Annotated in this window: 27 protein-coding genes; 15 read left to right on the top strand and 12 right to left on the bottom strand. The window is 70.6% G+C overall.

All coding sequences use genetic code 11. The features are described 5' to 3' along the window. The first annotated feature begins 3 nt into the window (after window positions 1–3). Window positions 4–1,182, top strand: coding sequence for an MFS transporter (locus tag OG439_RS42870; RefSeq protein WP_326946106.1), 1,179 nt, complete (start codon window positions 4–6; stop codon window positions 1,180–1,182). 39 nt (window positions 1,183–1,221) lie between these two features. On the opposite strand, the gene OG439_RS42875 is transcribed toward OG439_RS42870, so the two are convergent. Both OG439_RS42875 and OG439_RS42880 read right to left on the bottom strand, forming a co-directional pair. Then, entirely contained in the window at window positions 1,222–1,815 is a 594-nt protein-coding gene (locus tag OG439_RS42875; protein WP_326946107.1) for an HhH-GPD-type base excision DNA repair protein, read from the bottom strand. Window positions 1,816–1,879: 64 nt separating this feature from the next. Beyond that, window positions 1,880–2,659 carry a helix-turn-helix domain-containing protein gene (locus OG439_RS42880; protein WP_326946108.1) on the bottom strand — a complete coding sequence of 260 codons (780 nt, stop codon included), beginning with the start codon at window positions 2,657–2,659 and terminating at the stop codon, window positions 1,880–1,882. Between the two features lie 49 nt (window positions 2,660–2,708). Between OG439_RS42880 and OG439_RS42885 the strand changes: the two genes are divergently transcribed. Together OG439_RS42885 and OG439_RS42890 are read left to right on the top strand one after the other, a co-directional pair. Beyond that, window positions 2,709–3,122: a DUF2000 domain-containing protein gene (locus OG439_RS42885; RefSeq protein WP_326946109.1), complete on the top strand. Its 414-nt coding sequence runs from the start codon at window positions 2,709–2,711 to the stop codon at window positions 3,120–3,122. Window positions 3,123–3,254: 132 nt separating this feature from the next. Further along, window positions 3,255–3,761 carry a hypothetical protein gene (locus OG439_RS42890; RefSeq protein ID WP_326946110.1) on the top strand — a complete coding sequence of 169 codons (507 nt, stop codon included), beginning with the start codon at window positions 3,255–3,257 and terminating at the stop codon, window positions 3,759–3,761. Between the two features lie 48 nt (window positions 3,762–3,809). Here the strand turns inward: OG439_RS42890 and OG439_RS42895 are convergent, their stop codons facing one another. The 4 genes from OG439_RS42895 to OG439_RS42910 are packed head-to-tail and all read right to left on the bottom strand — an operon-like array spanning window position 3,810 to window position 6,039. After that, window positions 3,810–4,517 (bottom strand): hypothetical protein, encoded by a 708-nt coding sequence (locus OG439_RS42895; RefSeq protein ID WP_326946111.1) that lies wholly within the window; start codon window positions 4,515–4,517, stop codon window positions 3,810–3,812. Next, a complete protein-coding gene (locus tag OG439_RS42900) occupies window positions 4,514–5,113 on the bottom strand; it encodes a class I SAM-dependent methyltransferase (RefSeq protein ID WP_326946112.1) in 600 nt (199 codons plus the stop codon). The genes OG439_RS42895 and OG439_RS42900 overlap by 4 nt, the downstream gene beginning before the upstream one ends. Before the next feature lie 10 nt (window positions 5,114–5,123). Further along, window positions 5,124–5,504, bottom strand: a complete 381-nt coding sequence (locus OG439_RS42905; protein WP_326946113.1) for a DUF2203 domain-containing protein — start codon at window positions 5,502–5,504, stop codon at window positions 5,124–5,126. 25 nt (window positions 5,505–5,529) lie between these two features. Further along, on the bottom strand, window positions 5,530–6,039 hold the full coding sequence (locus OG439_RS42910; protein ID WP_247060728.1) for a hypothetical protein: 510 nt from the start codon (window positions 6,037–6,039) through the stop codon (window positions 5,530–5,532). A gap of 258 nt (window positions 6,040–6,297) precedes the next feature. Between OG439_RS42910 and OG439_RS42915 the strand changes: the two genes are divergently transcribed. Beyond that, window positions 6,298–7,521, top strand: coding sequence for an NADP-dependent isocitrate dehydrogenase (locus OG439_RS42915; RefSeq protein WP_326946114.1), 1,224 nt, complete (start codon window positions 6,298–6,300; stop codon window positions 7,519–7,521). A 201-nt stretch (window positions 7,522–7,722) separates the two neighbouring features. Next, a complete protein-coding gene (locus OG439_RS42920; RefSeq protein ID WP_326946115.1) occupies window positions 7,723–8,022 on the top strand; it encodes an SH3 domain-containing protein in 300 nt (99 codons plus the stop codon). A gap of 9 nt (window positions 8,023–8,031) precedes the next feature. On the opposite strand, the gene OG439_RS42925 is transcribed toward OG439_RS42920, so the two are convergent. From OG439_RS42925 to OG439_RS42935, 3 genes are all read right to left on the bottom strand, one after another. Continuing rightward, the gene (locus OG439_RS42925; RefSeq protein ID WP_326946116.1) at window positions 8,032–8,580 is read right to left on the bottom strand and encodes a permease; all 549 of its coding nucleotides are present in this window, start codon (window positions 8,578–8,580) and stop codon (window positions 8,032–8,034) included. 79 nt (window positions 8,581–8,659) lie between these two features. Continuing rightward, on the bottom strand, window positions 8,660–9,244 hold the full coding sequence (locus OG439_RS42930; RefSeq protein ID WP_326946117.1) for a TetR/AcrR family transcriptional regulator: 585 nt from the start codon (window positions 9,242–9,244) through the stop codon (window positions 8,660–8,662). 325 nt (window positions 9,245–9,569) lie between these two features. After that, entirely contained in the window at window positions 9,570–10,313 is a 744-nt protein-coding gene (locus OG439_RS42935) for an MBL fold metallo-hydrolase (RefSeq protein WP_326946118.1), read from the bottom strand. Window positions 10,314–10,478: 165 nt separating this feature from the next. On the opposite strand from OG439_RS42935, the gene OG439_RS42940 reads away from it, so the two are divergent. Further along, on the top strand, window positions 10,479–11,285 hold the full coding sequence (locus tag OG439_RS42940) for an exodeoxyribonuclease III (protein WP_326951752.1): 807 nt from the start codon (window positions 10,479–10,481) through the stop codon (window positions 11,283–11,285). On the opposite strand, the gene OG439_RS42945 is transcribed toward OG439_RS42940, so the two are convergent. Further along, window positions 11,282–11,755: a cupin domain-containing protein gene (locus OG439_RS42945; protein WP_247060735.1), complete on the bottom strand. Its 474-nt coding sequence runs from the start codon at window positions 11,753–11,755 to the stop codon at window positions 11,282–11,284. The genes OG439_RS42940 and OG439_RS42945 overlap by 4 nt on opposite strands. 65 nt (window positions 11,756–11,820) lie before the next feature. Between OG439_RS42945 and OG439_RS42950 the strand changes: the two genes are divergently transcribed. Then, a complete protein-coding gene (locus OG439_RS42950) occupies window positions 11,821–12,318 on the top strand; it encodes a MarR family winged helix-turn-helix transcriptional regulator (RefSeq protein ID WP_326946119.1) in 498 nt (165 codons plus the stop codon). A gap of 54 nt (window positions 12,319–12,372) precedes the next feature. Here OG439_RS42950 and OG439_RS42955 read toward each other — a convergent pair whose 3' ends face one another. Continuing rightward, window positions 12,373–13,110, bottom strand: a complete 738-nt coding sequence (locus tag OG439_RS42955; RefSeq protein WP_326946120.1) for a chitinase — start codon at window positions 13,108–13,110, stop codon at window positions 12,373–12,375. A 463-nt stretch (window positions 13,111–13,573) separates the two neighbouring features. Here OG439_RS42955 and OG439_RS42960 point away from each other — a divergent pair, with 463 nt between their 5' ends. From OG439_RS42960 to OG439_RS42990, 7 genes are read left to right on the top strand one after another with little or no spacing between them, the layout of a single operon-like run. Continuing rightward, window positions 13,574–13,933: a hypothetical protein gene (locus OG439_RS42960; protein ID WP_326946121.1), complete on the top strand. Its 360-nt coding sequence runs from the start codon at window positions 13,574–13,576 to the stop codon at window positions 13,931–13,933. 46 nt (window positions 13,934–13,979) lie between these two features. Further along, a complete protein-coding gene (gene trpS / locus OG439_RS42965) occupies window positions 13,980–15,011 on the top strand; it encodes a tryptophan--tRNA ligase (RefSeq protein ID WP_247060740.1) in 1,032 nt (343 codons plus the stop codon). Then, a complete protein-coding gene (locus tag OG439_RS42970; RefSeq protein ID WP_326946122.1) occupies window positions 15,008–15,526 on the top strand; it encodes an ATP-binding protein in 519 nt (172 codons plus the stop codon). Before trpS ends, OG439_RS42970 begins: the two co-directional genes overlap by 4 nt. A 45-nt stretch (window positions 15,527–15,571) precedes the next feature. Then, a complete protein-coding gene (gene yhjD, locus OG439_RS42975; protein WP_326946123.1) occupies window positions 15,572–16,585 on the top strand; it encodes an inner membrane protein YhjD in 1,014 nt (337 codons plus the stop codon). 56 nt (window positions 16,586–16,641) lie between these two features. Next, a complete protein-coding gene (locus OG439_RS42980) occupies window positions 16,642–17,748 on the top strand; it encodes an acyl-CoA dehydrogenase family protein (protein ID WP_326946124.1) in 1,107 nt (368 codons plus the stop codon). Between the two features lie 8 nt (window positions 17,749–17,756). Then, window positions 17,757–18,758, top strand: a complete 1,002-nt coding sequence (locus OG439_RS42985; protein ID WP_326946125.1) for an NADP-dependent oxidoreductase — start codon at window positions 17,757–17,759, stop codon at window positions 18,756–18,758. Further along, window positions 18,755–19,201, top strand: a complete 447-nt coding sequence (locus tag OG439_RS42990) for a winged helix-turn-helix transcriptional regulator (RefSeq protein WP_247060745.1) — start codon at window positions 18,755–18,757, stop codon at window positions 19,199–19,201. The genes OG439_RS42985 and OG439_RS42990 overlap by 4 nt, the downstream gene beginning before the upstream one ends. Here OG439_RS42990 and OG439_RS42995 read toward each other — a convergent pair. Beyond that, on the bottom strand, window positions 19,198–20,445 hold the full coding sequence (locus OG439_RS42995) for a D-alanyl-D-alanine carboxypeptidase family protein (protein ID WP_326946126.1): 1,248 nt from the start codon (window positions 20,443–20,445) through the stop codon (window positions 19,198–19,200). The genes OG439_RS42990 and OG439_RS42995 overlap by 4 nt on opposite strands. Window positions 20,446–20,488: 43 nt before the next feature. Between OG439_RS42995 and OG439_RS43000 the strand changes: the two genes are divergently transcribed. Continuing rightward, window positions 20,489–20,725, top strand: a complete 237-nt coding sequence (locus tag OG439_RS43000) for an SCO4848 family membrane protein (protein WP_247060748.1) — start codon at window positions 20,489–20,491, stop codon at window positions 20,723–20,725. Window positions 20,726–20,792: the final 67 nt, after the last annotated feature.

A 20,792-nucleotide genomic window follows, 5' to 3' on the forward strand; every position in this document is an offset into this window, starting at 1 on the left:
ACCATGTCCGCACCCTCGTCCTCGAGGATCTCCGTGCTCGCCTTCGGCGCGTTCGGCGTCGGGACCAGCGGCTACATCGTCGCCGGGCTGCTGCCCGCGCTGACCGGCGAGCTGCATGTCTCCGCCACCGCCGCGGCGCAGCTCGTGACCGCGTTCGCCATCGCCTACGCGATCGGCTCGCCGCTGTTCGCCGCCGTCACCGGCACCTGGGAACGCCGCACGCTGCTGGTCGCCGCGCTCGTCGTCACCGCGGCCGGCAACCTGTTCGCCGCCCTCGCGCCCGGCTACGGCACGCTCCTTCTCGCCCGGGTCGTGACCGCGATCGGTGCCGCGGTGTTCACCCCGGCGGCCAGTGCCGTCGCGGCCGAGCTGACCAGCCCCGAACGCCGGGGCCGCGCGATCGCGCTCGTGTTCGGCGGCCTGACCGTCGCGCTCATCTTCGGCGTGCCGCTGGGCAGCCTCATTTCGCAGCACCTCGGCTACCGGACGGCGTTCGCGCTGGTCGCCGTGTTCTCCCTGGCGAGTGCGCTGGCCGTGCGGCTGGCGCTGCCGTCGGTCGCCGCGCCGCCGCGGGTCACCCTGGCCGAGCGGTTCGCCGCCGGCCGCGACCCGCGTGTGCTCGTCATGCTGGCCGTGACGGTCCTCGGCTGCCTCGCCGCGTTCATGGTCTACACCTTCGTCTCCCCGCTGCTGGCCGCGACCGCGGGCGTCCACGGCACGGCGGTCACGGTGCTGCTCTTCTGCTACGGCGTCGGCGGGGCGGTCGGCAACTTCGCCGGTGGCCGGGCGGCCGACCGCTGGGGTTCACGCGCGCCGCTGCTCGTCGTGACGGCCGGGATCACCGTCGTGCTGGCGCTGCTGCCGATCGCGACTACGACGCCGATCGCGGCCGGCGTCACGCTGTTCGTGTGGGGCGTGGCGACGTGGTCGTTCAGCCCGCCGGTGCAGCACCGCCTGATCGAGCTGGCCCCGGGCCACGCGGGCCTGGTGCTCTCGCTCAACGCGTCCGCGATCTACCTCGGCGTCGGCCTGTCGGGCGTCGTCGGCGGCGCGGTCCTCGACTCCGCCGGCCCGCTGGTGCTGCCCGAGGTCGCGGCCGCGCTGACGCTCGTCGCGCTGCTGCTCGTGAGCATGGCGTGGGGCCGGGTCCGGGAACGCCGTGAAGAGGTCGCCGTCGGTTAGCAATCGGCGTCCCCGCGTCAGTCCACTTCGGACAGTGCGTTACGCGGGTGAGACGGGTTCGGCCGCGGCGGCCTTGGCGGCCTTCTTGAACGCGCGGACCTGGGCGAGCGACTGGGCGTTGGTGACGTCCGCGATGGACCGGTGGGACCCGCGGTCGCCGTAGGCGCCGGCCGCTTCGCGCCAGCCCTTCGGGGCGACACCGCGCTGCTTGCCGAGGAGGGCGAGGAAGATCTTCGCCTTCTGCTCGCCGAAACCGGGCAGCGCGCGCAGCCGCTTCAGGACCTCGGGACCGTCGGGCTTCGGGCGTCCGGCGGTCCAGAGCCCTTCCGCGTGGCCGTCGTAGTTCTCGATGATGTGCTCGGCGAGCGCGTGGACGCGGCGCGCCATGGACCCGCCGTAGCGGTGGATGGCGGGCGGCACGACGCACATCTCGACGAAGGTCTGGACGTCGGTCGCGGCGATCTTGGCGATGTCGAAGCCGCCCATCCGGTCGGCGATCTTCCGCGGGCCGGCGAACGCGTGCTCCATGGGGTACTGCTGGTCCAGGAGCATGCCGACGAGCAGGGCGAAGGGATCGTCGTTGAGCAGCTTGTCGGCCGCGGGGTCGCCGGTCAGGTGCAGTTCACGCAGCATGTGGCCATTTTGACACAAGCGCCGTCTCCCAACGTGCTCCGTCGCGCGGGTTCGCCCGGGCCGGTCAGCGGGGCTTCGAGTACCGCGCCGGCGTCGTGCCCAGGTAGCGCTTGAAGTGCCGCGTCAGGTGCGCCTGGTCGGTGAAGCCGGCGGCCGTGGCGACGTCGGCGGCGGGAGTGCCGTCGAGCAGCAGCCGCCGCGCGCGGTCGACGCGGCGGCCGGTCAGGTAGCGGTGCGGCGGCAGGCCGAACCGCGCGCCGAAGCAGCGCACGAGGTACGCGGGGTGCGCGCCGAGCGTGTCCGCCGCTTCGGCGAGCGTCATCGCTTCGGGCAGCTTCGCGTCGAGCAGGTCACGCAGCTCGTCGGCGAGGCCGCGCTTCGGTTCGTGGGCCGCGGGTCGCCCGAGGTGGGTGCGCAGCCGGTCGGCCACCAGCACGAGCCGGCTTTCGGCTTCGAAGGCGTCACCCGCGTCGGCCAGGGACTCGTGCAGCTGGTGGATCCGGGTGCGCAGCAGGCCGTCGGCGAGGCTCGGGCGGTCGACCGCGGCGCCGATCAGGTCCTCGCCCAGCACCGGCGCGTCCAGGTACAGCACGCGCTTGCGGAAGCCGTGGCTGGTCGCGGCGCGCCCGTCGTGGGCGACGTTCGGCGGCAGCAGCGTCACCGCCGGGCCGAGCGCGCCGTGGTGGTGGCGGTCGAGGTCGTAGCGGATGACGCCGTCGTCGACGATCAGCAGCGTCCACGTGTCGTGCGTGTGCAGCGGGTAGGCGTGGGTGGTGAACCGCGCGTGGAAGACCTCGGCGATCCCCGGGACCGCCGGCCGCCAAGCCGAGACGCGCGCCTCCATGTCAAGAACGTACAAGACGCGGGCGTCGGCGGCGGGCGACGCTTTTCGCATGAGTTCCTTCGACACGAAGATCGCCGTCCTGCTGCGGGACGACCTGGCGTCCTGGCAACGGCTCAACGTCACGGCGTTCCTGGTCAGCGGCATCGCGCACGTCACGCCCGAGCTGATGGGCGGGCCCTACGAAGACGCCGACGGCACGGCGTACCTGCCGATGTTCGGCCAGCCGGTGCTGGTCTTTTCCGGCACCGGGGACGTTCTGACCGCGGCGCACGGCCGCGCGCTCGGCCGCGGCCTGCGCATCTCGATCTTCACCGACGAGCTGTTCCACACGGGCAACGACGACGACAACCGGGCCGCGGTCCGCGCGGTGCCGGGGGAGAAGCTCGCGCTGGCCGGCCTCGCGGTGCACGGCCCGAAGAACGCCGTCGACAAGATCCTCAAGGGCGCGTCCCTGCACCGGTGAGCGGAACACCGGAAACGGTTGCAAGGCCCGCCGAAAAGTGGCGAACCGCGCAAACCCGGCGCGCGCCGGGTGGCCGGTGCCATCATCGCCATCAGTGCCGCGGGAGGCGGCCCTGACTGGGGAGGTTTGTTGATGAAATCCTTGCTGCGCACCGGTGTTCTCGCCGCGTCCACGCTGGCGCTGGGTCTCGCTTTCGTGCCGGTGGCGTCGGCGGATCCGGTGTCGACGGTCGCCTACACCTCGGATGACGGCGCCTGGCCGCTGAAGAGCTTCGCGAACTACAGCGGACCCGGCGACGAGATCCGTGTCTGGGTGAACGAAGGCATCCTGAAGATCGACGTCCAGTCCGGCTTCGAGGACCTGCGGGTCGAGCTGAGCGCGCCGGCGGGCGAGACGCTGCACACCGGGACCTACACGGGAGCACGATTCCGCTGGTCGTCGGACCCGGCCACGGCGAACCCGGGTTTCTTCACGGTGACCGGCGGCTTCGCCTGTGGCGACGACTACGCCGAGTTCACGATCGACCGCCTCGACCGGGCGGCCGACGGCAAGGTGACGGACCTCGACGCGACGTTCGTCCAGCACTGCGGCACCCCGGACGGCCCGGCCACCCACGGCGAGGCGCACTTCCACGCCTGAAGTCCCTGAGGGGCACCCTCAGGGCGCTTAGGTCCCTGAGGGTGCCCCTCACGGCACGAGGCGCTCCAGCGGCGGCAGCGCCCCGGTCGTCAGCCAGATGATCCAGTCGGCCGGGGCGAACACGCAGTTCCCACACCACACGCGGCTCGCGCTCTCGGCGGCGAGCAGCCGGACGGCCTGCCACAGCTCGTCGTCGGCGTGGTACCGCTCGAGGGTCACGCGGTCCCCGGCGGTCCGGCAGAAGACACCGGTGCGGGACGTCGCCAGCCGGTCCCGGCGCTGGAGGAACCAGCCGTCGGGATCGGCGGGCGTGCCCGCGTCCCCGCCGAGAATCCGCCAAGCCACCGTGAGGCCGAGCGCCTCCTGCCACCGCGCGGGATCCGGCGGGGCGGTGAGCCGCAAGGTGCAAGCGTTTGCGCTCGGTTTCGCCAGCACCGGACGACGGTCCGTCCGCAGCAGCGTCAGCTCGAACGCGGAAGCCGTCACGCGAATCCGGAGGGGCGCGAAGAACTCGACTGTCGTCAGCCCGTCGGCTTCCCAGCACGACGGCTCTTCCATCGTGTGGTCCGCGGCCGGCGGTCCGGCCATCGTCAGTTCACCGCGGTCGGTACTCAGCTCGTAGACCTCGAAGACGGAAACCTCACCGGGCACGAACCGCCCTCCGGTGTGCGCTTCCAACCGCAGCGAGACGCGGCTCCCGTCCGTCGTGACCGCCGTCAGACGGCCGTCGGCGAACCGCGTCAGGTCAAGATTCACGGAGCCGTCGCGTGCACCACGAAGACACTCCGTGTCCCGACCGCGAACGTCGTCGCCGAGACGTCCACGAACCCCGCGGCCAGCGCCGCCGCCTCGGTTTCGTCTGTCGGGAACGTGAGGTCCCGCGGGACGAACGCCTCGAACTGCCCCGACGGCCGGAACCGCAGGCCCGACACCACCGAGAACGCCAGCCGGCCGCCCGGGCGCAGCACGCGGCGCCAGTCGGCGAAGGCCACCGCGCCCAGGAAGTGCAGCGACGACGCGCACAGCACGACGTCGGCCGTGTGGTCCTCGACCGGCATCGGGACCGCCGGTCCCGCCTGCCACGTGACCACCCCCGACGGGTCCTGCAACGGAGCCTTCGCCTCGGCCCGCGCGAGCATCGCCGGCGACAGGTCCACGGCGAGCACCCGCGAGGGCTTCAGCCGCAACGCCGCGTACGCCGCGAAGCCCGTCCCGCACGCGACGTCGAGGACCAGCTCAGGCCCCTCCGGCAGGGGTAGGACCAGCGCTTCCGCCACCGAAGCGTGGAAGGTGTCTTCGTCGTAGTTCTCGGCTGTGCTGTCGAAGAAATCGGCTCTGGTGTCGTGGTCCACAGCACCCAACCTAGCCGGGCGGACCAGCGGTTTTCAGTCGCCGGCGGCCCGCGAACCCCAGATCCGTGCGGTGGTACCAGCCCAGCTCCGGATCGCCCTCCAGCCAGCACAGCAGGACGTCGACGCCGTCCAGCTCGGCCGGGAAGTCGACCAGCAGCGGCGCGAAGCCCTTCAGCTCGGCGCCGGTGTGCTGCACCGTCGTCATCAGGTCGTCGAGCCGGGCCTGCGCGGCCTTCCACTCGGGCAGCCCGCCCAGCACCGTCGCCCGGCCACCCGGCCGCAGTGACGCGGCGAGCTCGGCCGCGTCGGCGCGGACGCGCACCAGCTCGTCGAGGACCGGCCGCAGCCGCGCCAGTTCGTCACACGCTTCCGCGACGGTGAACAGTCCCATCCGCCGATTTTGCCATCGGCGCGCGTCAGGCTTCGCGGCGCCGCCGGACCAGCGCGTTGGCCAGCCCGCTGCCGACGAGCAGGAAGCCGACCCCCAGCAGCCCGCCGATGAACAGGAAGTCCATGACGCCGTAGGCGATGTCGCTCTTCGGCATCAGGTTCACCAGCTTGAAGCCCCATTCGGGCACGGCCATCGCGGCGACGCCGGGCAGCACGCCGTAGATCAGCCCGCCCAGGATCGGGCCGGCGGCGGACAGCGCGCCGAGCGCGGCGACGAGCAGCAGCAGGATCGCGCCGCCGGCCAGCAGCGCGATGCCGAGCGGGTCGCGGTTGGTGCTCAGGGTGGCCTGGATCAGCTGCTGCTGCCGCAGCCCGCCCCAGCTCAGCAGGCCCAGCGCGACCGGGGTGAGCAGGAGCCCGCCCAGCGCGCTCACCAGGTGGGCGACGCCGCGGCGCGGCCGTTCTTCGAGCACGTCCGGGGTGTCGTCGTAGTCGTCGTATTCGTCTTCGTATTCGGCGTACCGATGGGTCGACATGGCCGTCACCTCCCGCATGATGAGTTCACGGATGGCATCGTGCCCTGGTTCACCCCATCGGCGCGACGATCGCTCGGCGAGCGGTCGGATCGGGTGACCGGCAGGTCGTGCCCGGTGATCCCGGCCACAATCCACGGGTGGAGACTTGATGCCGACCACTACTTGAACCATCCAGCTGCGTCAAGCAGTACGCTTGTACCGCTACCGGCGAGACGTAGAAGAAGAACGCGAAGATCCGCGGAAGGAGCACCGCTGCTCATGGCCAAGATCAAGGTCCAGGGCACCGTCGTCGAACTCGACGGCGATGAGATGACCCGCATTATCTGGCAGTTCATCAAGGACAAGCTGATCCACCCGTACCTGGACGTGAACCTGGACTACTACGACCTGGGTATCGAGGAGCGGGACCGCACCGACGACCAGGTCACCATCGACTCCGCGAACGCCATCAAGAAGCACGGCGTCGGCGTCAAGTGCGCCACGATCACCCCGGACGAAGCGCGCGTCGAAGAGTTCGGCCTCAAGAAGATGTGGCTGTCCCCGAACGGGACCATCCGCAACATCCTCGGTGGCGTGATCTTCCGCGAGCCGATCGTCATCCAGAACATCCCGCGGCTGGTGCCGACGTGGACGAAGCCGATCATCATCGGCCGTCACGCCCACGGCGACCAGTACAAGGCGACCAACTTCAAGGTCCCCGGCCCGGGCACGCTGACCATCAGCTACACCCCGGACGACGGCTCCGAGCCGATGGAGTTCGAGGTCGCGAAGTTCCCCGAGGGCGGCGGCGTCGCCATGGGGATGTACAACTACAAGAAGTCGATCGAGGACTTCGCGCGCGCCTCGCTCCAGTACGGCCTCGACCGCGGCCTGCCGGTGTACCTCTCCACCAAGAACACGATCCTCAAGGCCTACGACGGCCAGTTCAAGGACGTCTTCGAGGAGATCTTCCAGGCCGAGTTCAAGGCCGACTTCGACGCCAAGGGCATCTCCTACGAGCACCGCCTGATCGACGACATGGTCGCCGCGGCGATGAAGTGGGAGGGCGGCTACGTCTGGGCGTGCAAGAACTACGACGGTGACGTCCAGTCCGACACGGTCGCGCAGGGCTTCGGCTCGCTCGGCCTGATGACGTCGGTGCTGCGCACACCGGACGGCCGGACCGTCGAGGCCGAGGCCGCGCACGGCACGGTCACCCGGCACTACCGCCAGCACCAGCAGGGCAAGCCGACGTCGACGAACCCGATCGCGTCGATCTACGCCTGGACCCGCGGCCTCGAGCACCGCGGCAAGCTGGACGGCAACTCCGAGCTCATCGGCTTCGCCAACAAGCTGGAAGAGGTCGTCGTCGAGACGGTCGAGTCCGGCCAGATGACGAAGGACCTGGCGCTGCTCATCAGCAAGGACCAGCCGTTCCAGACGACCGAGGAGTTCCTCGCGACGCTGGACGACAACCTGGCCAAGAAGATCGCCCAGGGCTGATCGATCGGACGAAAGCCCCCTTCCCGGAATGTCGGGAAGGGGGCTTTTGCGTGGTTCGGCCGAGCACACTGCGTAACCATCGGAGGCCCTTGATTGGCGCCTCCGGGTGGTTACGCCGCCCGGCGCTATTCGTCTGGGTAAAGGATTGCCTACCCTGACGTGCAGGACGGGATTCGTGGTGAAGGAAGGCGTGGTCCTCGTATGTCGAAGAAAACGCTGATCATCGTCGGTGCCATCGTCGCGGTCATCGTCATCTACGCGTTGAACACGAACAAGCAAGCGTCCGCCGGGGCGTCGGCCACCGGCTGCAAGGTCACGGTGATCGCGGACGTCCTCAACGCCCGCGAATCCGCCGACGGCAACGCGAAGGTCGTCGGGAAGTACCTGCGTGACGCCCAGTTCGACGCGCTGCCGGGTGTCCAGAACGGCTTCCGGAAGGTGGCCGACGACAAGTGGGTCGCCGCCGCGTTCACCGAGCCGGTCGCCGGGTCCGCCTGCTGATCGTCCCGGTCAGACGCCCAGGAGGTCGGTGCCGAGGGTGATGACGCCGCACAGCGCGGCGGTCAGCCCCAGTACCCGCGCGCGTTTCGGGTCGCGCTTGGCCGCGGCGCGCCAGTAGAGGCCGATGCCGACCACCAGCATCAGCAGTTCGACGACGGCCGAGACGGCGGGCAGCCGCCAGAGCCCGAAGCCGAACGTCGGCAGGTCGCCCGCGTTGCCGGGCAGGATCGGCAGGTCCGCGCGGTGCACGACGAGGTCGAGCAGCCAGTGCGAGAACACGACGCCGCCGAGGACCAGGCCGGCTTCCCGGCCGAGCCGCCACGCGGCGACGGCGCCGAACAACGCGGCGAGCACGAGCGCGCCGACGAGGGAGTGCGTGTAGTCGGCGTGGATGACGCCGCCGCCGTACCCTTCGCCGTCGATCGTCTCGACGCCGGACAGGTAGAGCGGCACGAATACGACGTCCAGCCACGCGGTGGCGAGCATGAGCGTCCACACGGGAATGGCCGGGCGGCCGGCCTTGACCGCGGCCGCCAGCCCGAAGTGCCCGGCGATCATCGGCGGGCCGCCGTCCAGGGGAAGCGGGCGTCGAGCACACCGAGCCCGACGGTGAACAGGAGCACGGCGATGATGAACGTCATCGTGGATTCTCTTTCTCTGCATAGGTTTTCAGGCCTTGGACGAGCATGGTCTTGAGGACTTCGAAGCTCTCGTCGACGTCTTCGGGCCGCCCGAAGCCGCCGGAGGCCTCGAGCCCGGCGAAGCCGTGGACGGCGGCGCGAAGACAGCGCGTCGCGTGCACGGCCCGCGCGTGGTCGAAGCCGAAGGGCCGGAGCACGGCGAAGACGACCTCGGCGACGGCGTGGGTCGCGGTGCTCAGTTCGACGTCCCCACGGTCCGGATCGGCGGTGAGAGCACCGGTCCGGCGCGGGTGTTCCCGCAGGTAGCCGCGATAGCCGTCGGCGAGCGCCCCGACGGCTTGGTCCCCCGCGCGCCCGGTGGCGGCGGTGCGCAGGACGTCGGCCATCTCCTGAACCACCCGCAGATCGACGAGCCGCCGCAGGTCGGCGAGGTTCTTGACGTGCTTGTAGAGCGAGGGCGCGGCCACCCCGGCCCGCTCGGCGACCTTGGCGAGGGTCAGTTCATCGGTCCCGTGCTCGTCGACGAGCACGAGCGCGAGGTCGACGACGGTTTTGGTGGTGAGCCCGGCCCTAGGCGACATGACTCTGGCTACTTGGCATAGCTTTAAAGCTAAGGCTCGTAGCTTATGGCGTCAAGGCGCCTTTTTTGTCGGTGGTGGGTGTTAGAACTGATCCCATCGGAATCCGGAGGTCGGCGAGGGGATTGCCGAGGGAGGAGGGGTTGGCTGGGTGATTGGGTGCGCCACGGCGGCGGCGGCGTCCGCGGAGTCTCCAGGGGGAGTTTCGCGGGCGCATGAGCCGGCTGAGCGGCGGCCGGGAATGGCGGCACACCGAGCTGGGGAGCGCGGGGTGCTCGCGTAGGTCGTCCGGGGGAGGATCGAGCCCGGGGACCGTGCCTGACGGGGGTCAGAGCACGACGGTGAGATCCTCCTCCGCGACCAGCACTTCCCCGTCGAACTCGGCGCCGGCCTCGGCTGCCGCCGCGACTCGGTCGGTGCCCGGCCAGAAATGGGTGAGCAGGAGCCGTCGGGCGCCGGCGGCTGCTGCCCAGTGGCCGGCCTCCGCCGCGGTCAGCAGGAAGCGGGGGCCGTCGGGTGGCGTCCGGTGGGTGGCGTCGCTGACGAGCAGGTCCGCGTCGCGGCCCAGGTCCGCCAGCACCGGCGACGGGCCCGTGTCGCCGGTGTACGCCACCGTCAGCCCGGGCGCGGTGAGCCGCACGCCGAAGCTCGGCAGGTGGTGCGGCAGCGCGAACGTCGTGAGCCGGAACGGTCCGAGCGCCGTCGGCTCGCCGAGGTCGTGCACCTCGAACAGCTCGCTCGGGTCCGGGCGCGGCTCCAGCGCTTCGAGCCGCCGGACGGTGCCGGGCGTGCAGTGCAACGGCAGCCGCGGCCGGCCGGGCGACCGATCCTGGACGGTGAAGTGCCAGGCTCGACCGAGCGCGCTCACATCCGCGCAGTGGTCGGGGTGTTCGTGCGTCACGACGACGGCGTCGGGCAGCCGGTCCCGGCTGTGCGCGAACAACCGCGAGGCGGCGCCGTACCCGAGGTCCAGCACGACGCGGAATCCATCGTGTTCGAGCAGGAACCCGGTGCACGCCCGCCCGGCCTCCGGGAACGCCCCGCAACTGCCGAGCACCGTCAGCCGGCTCATGCCCGCAGTCTGACAGAGCGGCCGCGTCCCTCGCCCTGATTTCGCCGCCCGGAACACGGCGCGCGCCCGAAGGGCGCCATGCCCGCGACCGCCGACGCCGCGCCAGGCCGCGAAACACCGCACACCCGACCCGGCGCCACAGCCACCCGCACCCCGGCCGGTAGCGTGCTGTTCGTGCTGACCGTCTCCACCGTGAACGTCAACGGCCTTCGCGCCGCCGCCAAAAAGGGCTTCGTCGAGTGGCTTGCCGCCACCAAGGCCGACGTTGTCGCCTGCCAGGAGGTGCGTGCCACCGCGGAGCAGCTTCCCGCGGGCGTCGTCGACCCCGATGGCTGGTTCGCGGCGCACGCTCCCTCCGCCGCGAAGGGGCGCAACGGTGTCGCCGTCTACAGCCGTGTGGAGCCCGATGCCGTGCGGGTCGGTTTCGGGGAGCCCGAGTTCGAGGACAGCGGGCGCTACCTCGAGGTCCACCTGCCGAAGGTCGTCGTCGCGAGTCTCTACCTGCCCAGCGGGGATGTCGGTACCGAGCGCCAGGACGAAAAGGAACGCTTCATGGCCGCGTTCCTGCCCTACCTCGTCGAGCTGCGGGCCAAGGCCGCCGCGGATGGGCGGGAGGTCGTCGTCGTCGGGGACTGGAACATCGCCTACGACAACGCCGACCTCAAGAACTGGCGCGGCAACCGCAAGAACTCCGGTTTCCTGCCCGAGGAACGCGAGTGGCTCGGCCGCGTCTACACCGAGGCCGGCTACGCCGACGTCCAGCGGCGCCTCGATCCCGACGGCCCCGGGCCCTACACCTGGTGGTCCTACCGCGGCCAGGCCTTCGACAACGACTCCGGCTGGCGCATCGACTGCCAGCTCGCCACCCCCGGGCTCGCCGAGAAGGTCGTGTCCGTCGTCGTCGAGCGCGCCGCCGCCTACGACCAGCGTTGGTCCGACCACGCGCCCGTCACCGCCACCTACGACATCTAGGCCGCGCGGGCCGCGCGCCAGGTTTCGCTGTCCACGAAGTGGTTGTCGAACCGCTCCTGCGACGCCAGGATCTCCGCCGGTGACGCCTCGCCGCGCCGGATGCGGTCGATCAGCCGGAAGTACTCGAACCGCTCGACGCCGGGCGTGAACACGATCAGCACGTCCGCGCCGGACCGCGAAGACGCGCCGAAGGCGTGCGTCGTGTGCGGCGGCACGAACAGCATGTCGCCCGTTCGCACGGTCACCACCTCGTCGTCCTGAAGGACCTCCAGCTCCCCGTCGAGCATGAAGAACATCTCCGCCGACGCCGTGTGGAAGTGCGGCGTCGCGCCGTCGCGCCCGCGGCCCAGCGACGCGCGGTTGGTGCTCAGGTGCCCGTCCGTCCGGGAGACGTCGGCCAGCAGCGTCATCGTGTCGGGCGTGGTGCCGAGCTGCTCGGCTTCGTCGTGGCGTACCAGCAAGGTTGTCATGCCGGAGATGGTTCCACGGCTGATAGTTCGCTGTCAAACTATCTGGGAGCGAATAGACTGCCCGCGTGACTGACGAAGACGCCGTCGACGCCGTGGTGTCGGCGTGGGCCAGCGAACGGCCCGACCTCGACCTGACCGCCATCGGCGTCGCCGGCCGGCTCAGCCGGCTGAGCCTCGTGCTCGGCCCGGCGCAGGAGCGCGTCTTCGGCAAGTTCGGCCTGCAACGCGGGGAGTTCGACGTCCTGGCCGCGCTGCGCCGCTCCGGGAAGCCCTACACGCTGATCCCGTCGGAGCTGTCCGCGACGCTGATGATGTCCCGCGCCGGCATGACGAGCCGCCTCGACCGGCTCGAAGCCGCCGGCTTCGTCGAGCGCACGCTCGATCCGAACGACCGCCGCAGTTTCCGCATCCGCCTGACGGACAAGGGTTTCGAGGTCGTCGACGCGGCGATGACCGAGCACACCGCGAACGTCACCGAGCTGCTCTCTTCGTTGCGGGGCAAGGAACTCGGCCTGCTCGACGACGTCCTGCGCAAGCTGCTGCGGGAGTACGACACCCCGTGAACGCGAACAGGGCCTCCCCGTGGGGGAAGGCCCTGTTCGCCGCGCCGGAGGGGCTCAGCAGGACAGGTTGTCACCCGTCGGCACGCCGAGGATCCCGGTGATCTGCGTGTACTTGTCGACCCGGCTCTGGACCTGCGCCGGGTTGCCGCCGTTGCACTCGATGGACCCGTTGATGCTGCGGATGGTCTCGCCGAAGCCGCGCTGGTTCACCATCGCGTCGTGCGGGGTCATCGTGCCCGGGCCGGTCTGCGTGTTCCAGTACCAGAGGCCGGTCTTCCACGCGACGGCCGCGTCCTGTTCGACCAGGTACGGGTTGTTCAGCAGGTCGATGCCGAGCGAGTCGCCCGCGGCCTTGTAGTTGAAGTTCCAGCTCAGCTGGATCGGGCCGCGGCCGTAGTAGGCCGCGGTGCCCGCCGGGCAGCCGTAGGACTGGCTGGTGTCGCAGTAGTGCGGGTAGTTCGCGGTGTTCTGCTCGACGACGTAGACGAGACCGCCGGTCTCGTGGTTGACGTTGGCCAGGAACGCGGCCGCTTCCTGCTTCTTCACGGTGTCGTCACCGGTGTTCGCGAAGCCGGGGTACGCGTCGAGCGCCGCCGTCAGGCCGCTGTAGGTGTAGAAGCTGTTGCGGCCCGGGAAGATCTGGTCGAACTGGGCCTCGCTGACCACGAACGCGGCGTCCGAAGTGGCCGGTGCGGCGGACGCGGTCGCGGTGGGGAGCACGACGGCCGCGGCGGTGGCGGCGAGTGCGCTCACCGCCACTCCGGCGAGCTTCAGGAACCGTGGGATCGACATGCTGGGACTCCTCTGGTCATGCCGGTCGTGCGCGGTCCGACCAAGCCGTGAATTCTTTCGGAGTTACGTGAAGAGGTATAGACCAATCACCAACGAGTGAAACGGGGTCACGGCGAAGAGGCCGCGATCGGAGCAGTGTGAACTGCGGCAAACGGCAGAACGTGAGGTGATGTTGCGATGAACGGGTGACCAAGGGCCGGACAACGATCGGTCAGCTTCTACTCTGGGTATGAGCGTTCCGTCCTCCGCAACACCGTTCGGGTGATCGCTGTGAACCCTGGGGGTGCCCGGATCGTGGTACGAGATGGGCGCTAGTCTCGGCCCCCGAGTCGAGCGGGTCTTCAGGCCTTGACACGCTCGGTAGTTTTTTGACCAGTAGCACGCAGCGTCTCACTCATTTGGGTGAGCGTTTCGCTCGTCACTCGCGGGAGGCACTCCGGTGCGCAACCCAGGTCATCTCCTGATGCGGTCCACGCTGCGCGGGTTCCGCGCCGTCGCGGTCCTCGCCCTCGTCCCGGCCGGCCTGCTGGCCGCCGGTGGGGTCGCGCTGGCCGACGTCACGACCGCGCAGGCCGACACCAACACCGACAGCTTCGGTGTGCTGGGCCCGGTCGGCCTGGTCGCCGTCGCGCTCGGCATCGTCGGCATGACGCTGGGTGTGCTGCGCCAGCGCCGCAAGACCCGCTCCACCGCCGAGATCGTCGAGGCCGTCCCGGTCGTCCCGGAGGTCACGGGCCCGGTGACGGCGCTGGCGGAGGCCGTCCTGTCCGAGCCCGACACCGGTCCGACGCGCCCGTTCCTGGCCCCGCACCCGCACGCCTGAGGCCCCTCGACGCCGTCAGTGCGTCGCGGCCTGAAAGAATCCCAGCGTGTCCGAAGAGCAGATCGCAGCCGCCCGCCGTCCGCGGGTCCTGTCCGGGATCCAGCCGACCGCCGACTCGTTTCACCTCGGCAACTACCTCGGCGCGCTGCGCCAGTGGGTGCGGCTGCAGGACACGCACGAGCCGTTCTACTGCGTGGTCGACCTGCACGCGATCACCGTCGAGCAGGACCCGAAGGTGCTGCGCCAGCGCACCCGCGTCTCGGCCGCGCAGCTGCTCGCCATCGGCATCGACCCGCAGCGCAGCGCCCTGTTCGTGCAGAGCCACGTGCCGGAGCACGCCCAGCTGAGCTGGGTCATGGAGTGCCAGACCGGGTTCGGCGAGGCCGGCCGGATGACGCAGTTCAAGGACAAGTCCGCGAAGCAGGGCTCCGACCGCTCCAGCGTCGGCCTGTTCACCTACCCGATCCTGCAGGCCGCGGACATCCTGCTCTACCAGGCGGACGCGGTCCCGGTCGGCGAGGACCAGCGCCAGCACCTGGAGCTGACGCGCGACCTCGCGCAGCGCTTCAACAACCGGCTGGGCAAGACGTTCGTCGTGCCCGAGCCGTACATCATCAAGGACACGGCCAAGATCTACGACCTGCAGGACCCGACGAGCAAGATGAGCAAGTCGGCGTCCGCCGCGAACGGCCTCGTCGAGCTGCTCGAAGACCCGAAGCGCTCGGCGAAGAAGATCCGCTCGGCGGTCACCGACACCGGCCGCGAGGTCGTGTTCGACGCCGAGAACAAGGCGGGTGTCTCGAACCTGCTGACGATCTTCTCGGCGCTCGCCGAGCGCACGATCCCGGACCTCGAAGCCGCATACGAGGGCAAGGGTTACGGCGACCTGAAGAAGGACCTCGGCGAGGTCTTCGTCGAGTGGGTGACGCCGATCCAGGACCGGGTCAAGTCCTATTTGGACGATGTGACCGAGCTGGACAAGGTCCTCGCCGCGGGCGCGGAACGCGCTCGTGAGGTGGCCTCGAAGACGCTGGCCAAGACGTACCAGCGGATCGGGTTCCTGCCGCCGGTGCGGTGAGGCTCATCCTGCTCAACGGCCCGCCGGGCAGCGGCAAGTCGACGCTCGCCCGGCGCTACGCCGGCGACCACCCGCCGGCGCTGGCCCTGGACGTCGACCGCGTCCGCGCGCTGATCGGCGGCTGGCGCGAGTCGCCGGGTCCGGCGGGGCTGCTGGCCCGGGATCTCGCGGTAGCCGCCGCCCGGACACACCTCGCCGCCGGTCACGACGTCGTCGTGCCGCAGCTGCTGGCCCGGCCGGAGTTCGCCGAACGCCTCGAAGCGCTGGCCCGCGAGACGGGCGCGAGGTTCCACGAGATCCTGCTGCTGCCCGGTCGCGACGAGGTCGTGCGAAGAGTCGCCGAGCGGGGCTCGTCGGAGATCGAGTCGGCCGCCCGTCTCACCGAGCGGCAGGTGAGCGCCGCGTACGACGCCGTGATCGAGTTCTGCGCGCAGCGGCCCGGAATCACGGTCGTCCCGGCGGCCGCCGGTGATCAAGATCGGACCTACCAGGCCCTTCTCGCCTCCCTCACGTAGGCCGCTCGCGTTGCGGGAGTCACCCGGCGTGGTTAGCGTTTCACGGTGGCGAACGAAGAAACGAAGGAAAAGCTCCTGCCGCGGCTGCGGCGGAAGTACCCGTGGCTCGATCACCTGATCCGGGCGAACGAGGCCTTCAGCGAGCGGTACGGCAACCACTACGCGGCCGCCATCACCTACTTCAGCGTCCTGTCGGTGTTCCCGCTGTTCATGGTGGCGTTCGCCGTGGTCGGGCTGGTCGTCAACCACGACCAGACGATCATCACGAAGATCACCGACGGCATCAACAGCTCCGTGCCGGACGGCCTCAAGGAGCTCGTCAACGGCATCGTCAAGGGCGCGCTGGACTCCGGCGGCGGGATCGGGATCTTCGGCCTGCTCATCGCCCTCTACTCCGGCATCGGCTGGATGTCGAACCTGCGCGACGCGCTCACCGCGCAGTGGGGCCAGGAGAAGCAGTCGCAGCCGGTCGTCAAGCAGACGCTCAAGGACCTGGTCGCGCTCATCGGCCTCGGGGTCGCGCTCATCGTCTCGTTCGCGCTGACCGCCGTCGGCGGCGGTGTCGGGCAGTTCCTGCTCGACCTCGTCGGGCTCGAACACCAGACCTGGGCGATCTACCTGCTGCGGGCCGCGACGATCGTGCTCGGCCTGGCCGCCAACACCCTCGTGTTCCTCTGGGTGATCGCGCGGCTGCCGCGTGAGCAGGTCGCGCTGCGCAGCGCCGTCAAGGGCGCCGTGGTCGCCGCCATCGGGTTCGTCATCCTGCAGCAGGTCGGCTCGATCTACCTGGCGAGCGTCACGAAGTCGCCGTCGGCCGCGCTGTTCGGGCCGGTCATCGGGCTGCTCGTGTTCGCGAACCTCGTCTCGCGCTTCCTCCTGCTCATCACGGCGTGGACGGCGACGGCGAAGGAGAACCAGCACAAGATCGTCCAGCCGCCGGCGCCGGTGCGGCTCGAGCAGAGCGTCACCGTGCAGCGCGGGCCGGGGCTCGGCACCGTCGCGGGAGCGTTCGGCGCCGGGGCGCTGCTCGCGTGGCTGGGCGGCCGTCGCAAGTCTTGACAGCGACCCGTGCGGTAAAGAAACTGAACCGGTAAGAATTCTGAACCGGAGGTTTCATGCTGGACGCCGCTCGCGAGTGCGCCGCGCTCGCCAAGACGCTCGCGCCGGTCACCGAGCGGCAGCGCGCGCTGCCCGCCGAGCTGGTCGCGAAGCTGACCGACGGCGGGCTCCTGCGCAGCGGCGTCCCCGGTTACCTCGGCGGCCCCGAAGCGCCGCCCGCCGTCAGCCTGGAGACGGCGGAGACGGTCGCGCGCGGTGACGCGTCGGCCGGCTGGTGCGTCTCGATCGCCGTGACGAGCAGCCTGCTCTCGGCCTACGCGCCGCGGAAGTGCGCCGAGGAGGTCTTCGGCGACCCCCGGACGGTCGCCGCGGGCGTCTGGGCGCCGCGCGGGACCGGCCGAAGAGTCGACGGCGGGTACGTCGTCTCCGGCCGCTGGCCGTTCTGCAGCGGAATCCCGCACTGCGACTGGCTTTTCGCCGGGTTCGTGCACGAGAGCGCGTTGTACGTCGCCGCGTTGCCGAAGGACGGGATTGAAGTGCTCGACACCTGGCACACCAACGGCTTGCGCGGCACCGGCAGCCACGACTGCGTGGCCGACGACCTGTTCGTCCCGGAGCACCGCGTCTTCTCGGTGCTGGGCGGCCCGCCCGAGGAAGCCGTTGCGCTGCACCGGTTCCCGCTCTTCGGCTTCTTCGCGCTGTCCGTCGCCGCGGCCGCGCTGGGCAACGCGCGCGGCGCGATCGACGACCTGATCGAGCTGGCTTCGACGCGCAAGCCGCTCGGCTCCAGCCGGTCGCTGGCCGAGCGGTCGCAGACCCAGGCCGCCGTCGCGGAGGCGGAAGCCGCCCTGCGCGCGGCGCGATTGTTGTTCTACACCAGCATCGACGACGCCTGGCAGGCCGCGCAGGGCACCGACCCGGTCCCGGACCGGCTCAAGCTCGGTTTGAGACTCGCCGCGACGCACACCACGCGCACGGCCGCGAAGGTCGCCGACAGCATGTACGACCTCGCCGGCGGCGCGGCGATCTACGAGACGTCACCGCTGCAACGCCGGTTCCGCGACGCGCACACGGCCACCGCGCACTTCCAGGTCAACCCGGCCAGCTTCGAGCTGTCCGGCAAGCTGCTGCTGGGCGTGCCGGCCCGCACCGAACAGTTCTGAGGAGCCCCGTGCCCGTCAACGCCCAGTACCGCCTCGCCGCCCGGCCGTCCGGCCTGCCGAAGGACGACGACTGGCAGTACACCGAGGACGCCGTCCCGTCGCCCGGTGACGGCCGGTTCCTCGTCGAGGTCCAGTACCTGTCGCTCGACCCGGCCATGCGCACCTGGATGAACCCGGGCCGCTCGTACGTGCCGCCGGTCGGGATCGGCGAGGTCATGCGCGCCGCCGGGATCGGCACGGTCGTCGAGTCGAACCACGCCGGGTTCAAGCCCGGGCAGAGCGTGTTCGGCACGTTCGGCGTGCAGAACTTCGCCGTCTCGGACGGCCAGGGCGTCCAGGTCGTCGACACGTCCCTCGCTCCGGCGCCGACGTTCCTCGGGACGCTCGGGATCAGCGGCATCACCGCGTACTTCGGGCTCTTCGACGTCGGCCGCCCGGAGCCGGGCCAGACCGTCGTGGTGTCGGCGGCGGCCGGGTCGGTCGGCATCGTCACCGGCCAGCTGGCGAAGATCCACGGCTGCCGCGTCGTCGGCATCGCGGGTGGCCCGGACAAGTGCCGCACGCTGGTCGAGGAGTACGGCTTCGACGCCGCCGTCGACCACCGCGCCGGGAACCTCCGCGCGGACCTGAAGGAGCACGCGCCCGACGGGATCGACGTCTTCTTCGACAACGTCGGTGGCGCCGTCCTCGAAGCGGCCCTCGCCCGGCTCGCGCGCGGCGCCCGGATCGTGCTGAGCGGCGCGGTTTCGCAGTACAACAGCACCGAAGGCCCGCGCGGCCCGGCCAACTACATGCAGCTGCTGGTGCAGCGCGCGTCCATGACCGGCTTCGTCTTCTCCGACTACGCCGACCGGTACCCCGAGGCGATAGAAGCGCTGGCGGGTTGGGTGCGCGAGGGCAAGCTGAAGACGCGCGAAGACGTCGTCACGGGCGGGATCTCGAAGTTCCCCGAGACGCTGCTCAAACTGTTCCGCGGCGAGAACACCGGCAAGCTGGTGCTGGCGCTGTGACCGATCTCCGGCACCGGTTCACGGCGGACTCGGTCGGCCGGGCGCTCGACCTGGTCGGGGAGCGGTGGAGCCTGCTCATCCTGCGCGAGTCGTTCTTCGGCGTCCGGCGCTACGGCGAGTTCGCGCGCAACCTGTCCATCCCGCGGCCGACGTTGTCCGCGCGGCTCAAGACGCTGGCCGAGGCGGGTGTGCTGGAGCGCGTCGAGGAAGTTCCGGACCGGCCCGAGTACCACCTGACGCAGGCCGGCCGTGACCTCTTCGGCGCCGTCGTCACGCTCATGCAGTGGGGCGACAAGCACCTCGCCGGGCCGGATGGGCCGCCGATTCTGTTGCGGCACAACGACTGCGGCGAGATCACCGAGACGTACGTCGCCTGCGGGCACTGCGGCGGCGCGATCGCCACCGACAAGGTGACCCCGGAGCCCGGGCCCGCGTTCCGCTAGCTGCCCGCGGCCTTCTTGCGCTGGTGCCCGACCACGAACGCGCCGACGATGATCAGGAACACCACCAGCGTGATGATCCAGCCGGTGACGCCGAACGGGTCGTCCTTGGCGGCCGCCGAAGTGGACGTCCCGCTGTTGGTCGCGGTGCTGCCGTCGGGCAGGATCGACGGCTCGCCGCTCTCGGGCGTCGCGGGCGGCTGGTAGGTGATCCGGCCGACCGGCTCGGCGTGGTCGGCCTCCAGCGCGAAGCCGTAGTCGAGCAGCTTGCCCGCCTGGTCGACGACCTTGGTCGGCTTCTGCTCGGCGCGCAGCATGACGACGGCGAGCCGCTTGCTCTGGTGCTGCGCCGCGCCGACGTAGGTGTGGCGGGCGTCGTCGGTGAACCCGGTCTTGCCGCCGAGGAAGCCCGGATAGACGCCGAGCAGCTTGTTGTCGTTGTACACCGGGATGGCCGGCTTCCCGCCGGCCGGCGGGATCTCGAAGTCCTTCGTCGCGACGGCCTTCGCGAACTCCGGCTGCTTCATCGCGTAGTGGAAGATCAGGCTCAGGTCGTAGGCCGAGGTCGACATGCCCGGCCCGTCGAGCCCCGACGGCGTCGCGGCGCGGGTGTCGAGGGCGCCGATGCGGACGGCCATCGCGTTCATCTTCGTGACGGTGGAGTCGACCCCGCCGAGCGCCGTGGCGAACGCGTGCGCGACGTCGTTGCCCGAGTGCATCAGCAGGCCGTGGAGCAGCTGGTCGACGGTGTAGCCGCCGCCGGCGACGATGCCGACGCAGGTGCACTCCTGCTCGGCGTCCTCCTTCGTCGCGACGAGCACCTGCTCGGGCTTGAGCTGGGTGACGACGACGAGCGCGAGCAGCGTCTTGATCAGCGACGCCGGCCGCTGCCGGGCGTGCGGGTCCTTCGCCGCGATGATCGCGCCGGTGTCGAGGTCCTGCAGCACCCAGGACGCGGCGGTGTTGCCGTCCGGCGGGTTGAGCGCGCCGTCCGGGGTGACGAGGCCGCACTCGGCCAGCCGCGGGCCGCCGACGGGCACGCTGGGCACCGGCAGCGCCGCGGGCGCCGCCCGGCCGGGCGCGGGCCGCTCCGACGTGTCGACCGCGGGCGGCGGCGCTTGGTGGTTCGCGCACTGCGCTCCTTGCGGCGGCGCGGCGGCCGCGAGGACCGGCGTGCCCATGGCCAGGAGACCGGCGGTGAGCGTCGTCGTGAAGACCTTGAGCGACCGGGAGGCGACGGAGTGCACCCACGCAATCTAGCGTCGCCGCGGCCCGCGCATACTCAGGGGCATGCGGATTTCCAAGCGCACCTCGCTGTTCCTGCTGGCCTTCGGCGTGTGGTCGTGGATCATCTGGATCACCTTCGCCAAGAACCTGTGGGCGAGCGACCAGTCCTGGACGCCGGACGGCTCGCCGACCGCGTACTTCGTCGTGCACGCCGTGCTGACGGTCGTGTCGTTCGTGCTGGGCACGCTCATCGGGGTGCTGGGCTGGCGCGGCGTGCGCGCGGCTCGCGTCGCTTCCTGACTGTCGCCTCCTGACTTTGGTCGGTGGCGCCCGGTTGCCCCTCGGTTTAGGTTGACGCCACCGAACA

Source organism: Amycolatopsis sp. NBC_01307 (assembly GCF_035975215.1).
Taxonomy (GTDB): Bacteria; Actinomycetota; Actinomycetes; order Mycobacteriales; family Pseudonocardiaceae; genus Amycolatopsis.

Coding starts and splice junctions, on each gene's coding strand:
- OG439_RS42870 (WP_326946106.1), top strand. CDS start 4: ATGTCCGCACCCTCGTCCTCGAGGATCTCCGTGCTCGCCTTCGGCGCG.
- OG439_RS42875 (WP_326946107.1), bottom strand. CDS start 1,815: ATGCTGCGTGAACTGCACCTGACCGGCGACCCCGCGGCCGACAAGCTG.
- OG439_RS42880 (WP_326946108.1), bottom strand. CDS start 2,659: ATGGAGGCGCGCGTCTCGGCTTGGCGGCCGGCGGTCCCGGGGATCGCC.
- OG439_RS42885 (WP_326946109.1), top strand. CDS start 2,709: ATGAGTTCCTTCGACACGAAGATCGCCGTCCTGCTGCGGGACGACCTG.
- OG439_RS42890 (WP_326946110.1), top strand. CDS start 3,255: ATGAAATCCTTGCTGCGCACCGGTGTTCTCGCCGCGTCCACGCTGGCG.
- OG439_RS42905 (WP_326946113.1), bottom strand. CDS start 5,504: ATGGGACTGTTCACCGTCGCGGAAGCGTGTGACGAACTGGCGCGGCTG.
- OG439_RS42910 (WP_247060728.1), bottom strand. CDS start 6,039: ATGTCGACCCATCGGTACGCCGAATACGAAGACGAATACGACGACTAC.
- OG439_RS42915 (WP_326946114.1), top strand. CDS start 6,298: ATGGCCAAGATCAAGGTCCAGGGCACCGTCGTCGAACTCGACGGCGAT.
- OG439_RS42920 (WP_326946115.1), top strand. CDS start 7,723: ATGTCGAAGAAAACGCTGATCATCGTCGGTGCCATCGTCGCGGTCATC.
- OG439_RS42925 (WP_326946116.1), bottom strand. CDS start 8,580: ATGATCGCCGGGCACTTCGGGCTGGCGGCCGCGGTCAAGGCCGGCCGC.
- OG439_RS42930 (WP_326946117.1), bottom strand. CDS start 9,244: ATGTCGCCTAGGGCCGGGCTCACCACCAAAACCGTCGTCGACCTCGCG.
- OG439_RS42935 (WP_326946118.1), bottom strand. CDS start 10,313: ATGAGCCGGCTGACGGTGCTCGGCAGTTGCGGGGCGTTCCCGGAGGCC.
- OG439_RS42945 (WP_247060735.1), bottom strand. CDS start 11,755: ATGACAACCTTGCTGGTACGCCACGACGAAGCCGAGCAGCTCGGCACC.
- OG439_RS42955 (WP_326946120.1), bottom strand. CDS start 13,110: ATGTCGATCCCACGGTTCCTGAAGCTCGCCGGAGTGGCGGTGAGCGCA.
- OG439_RS42960 (WP_326946121.1), top strand. CDS start 13,574: ATGCGGTCCACGCTGCGCGGGTTCCGCGCCGTCGCGGTCCTCGCCCTC.
- OG439_RS42980 (WP_326946124.1), top strand. CDS start 16,642: ATGCTGGACGCCGCTCGCGAGTGCGCCGCGCTCGCCAAGACGCTCGCG.
- OG439_RS43000 (WP_247060748.1), top strand. CDS start 20,489: ATGCGGATTTCCAAGCGCACCTCGCTGTTCCTGCTGGCCTTCGGCGTG.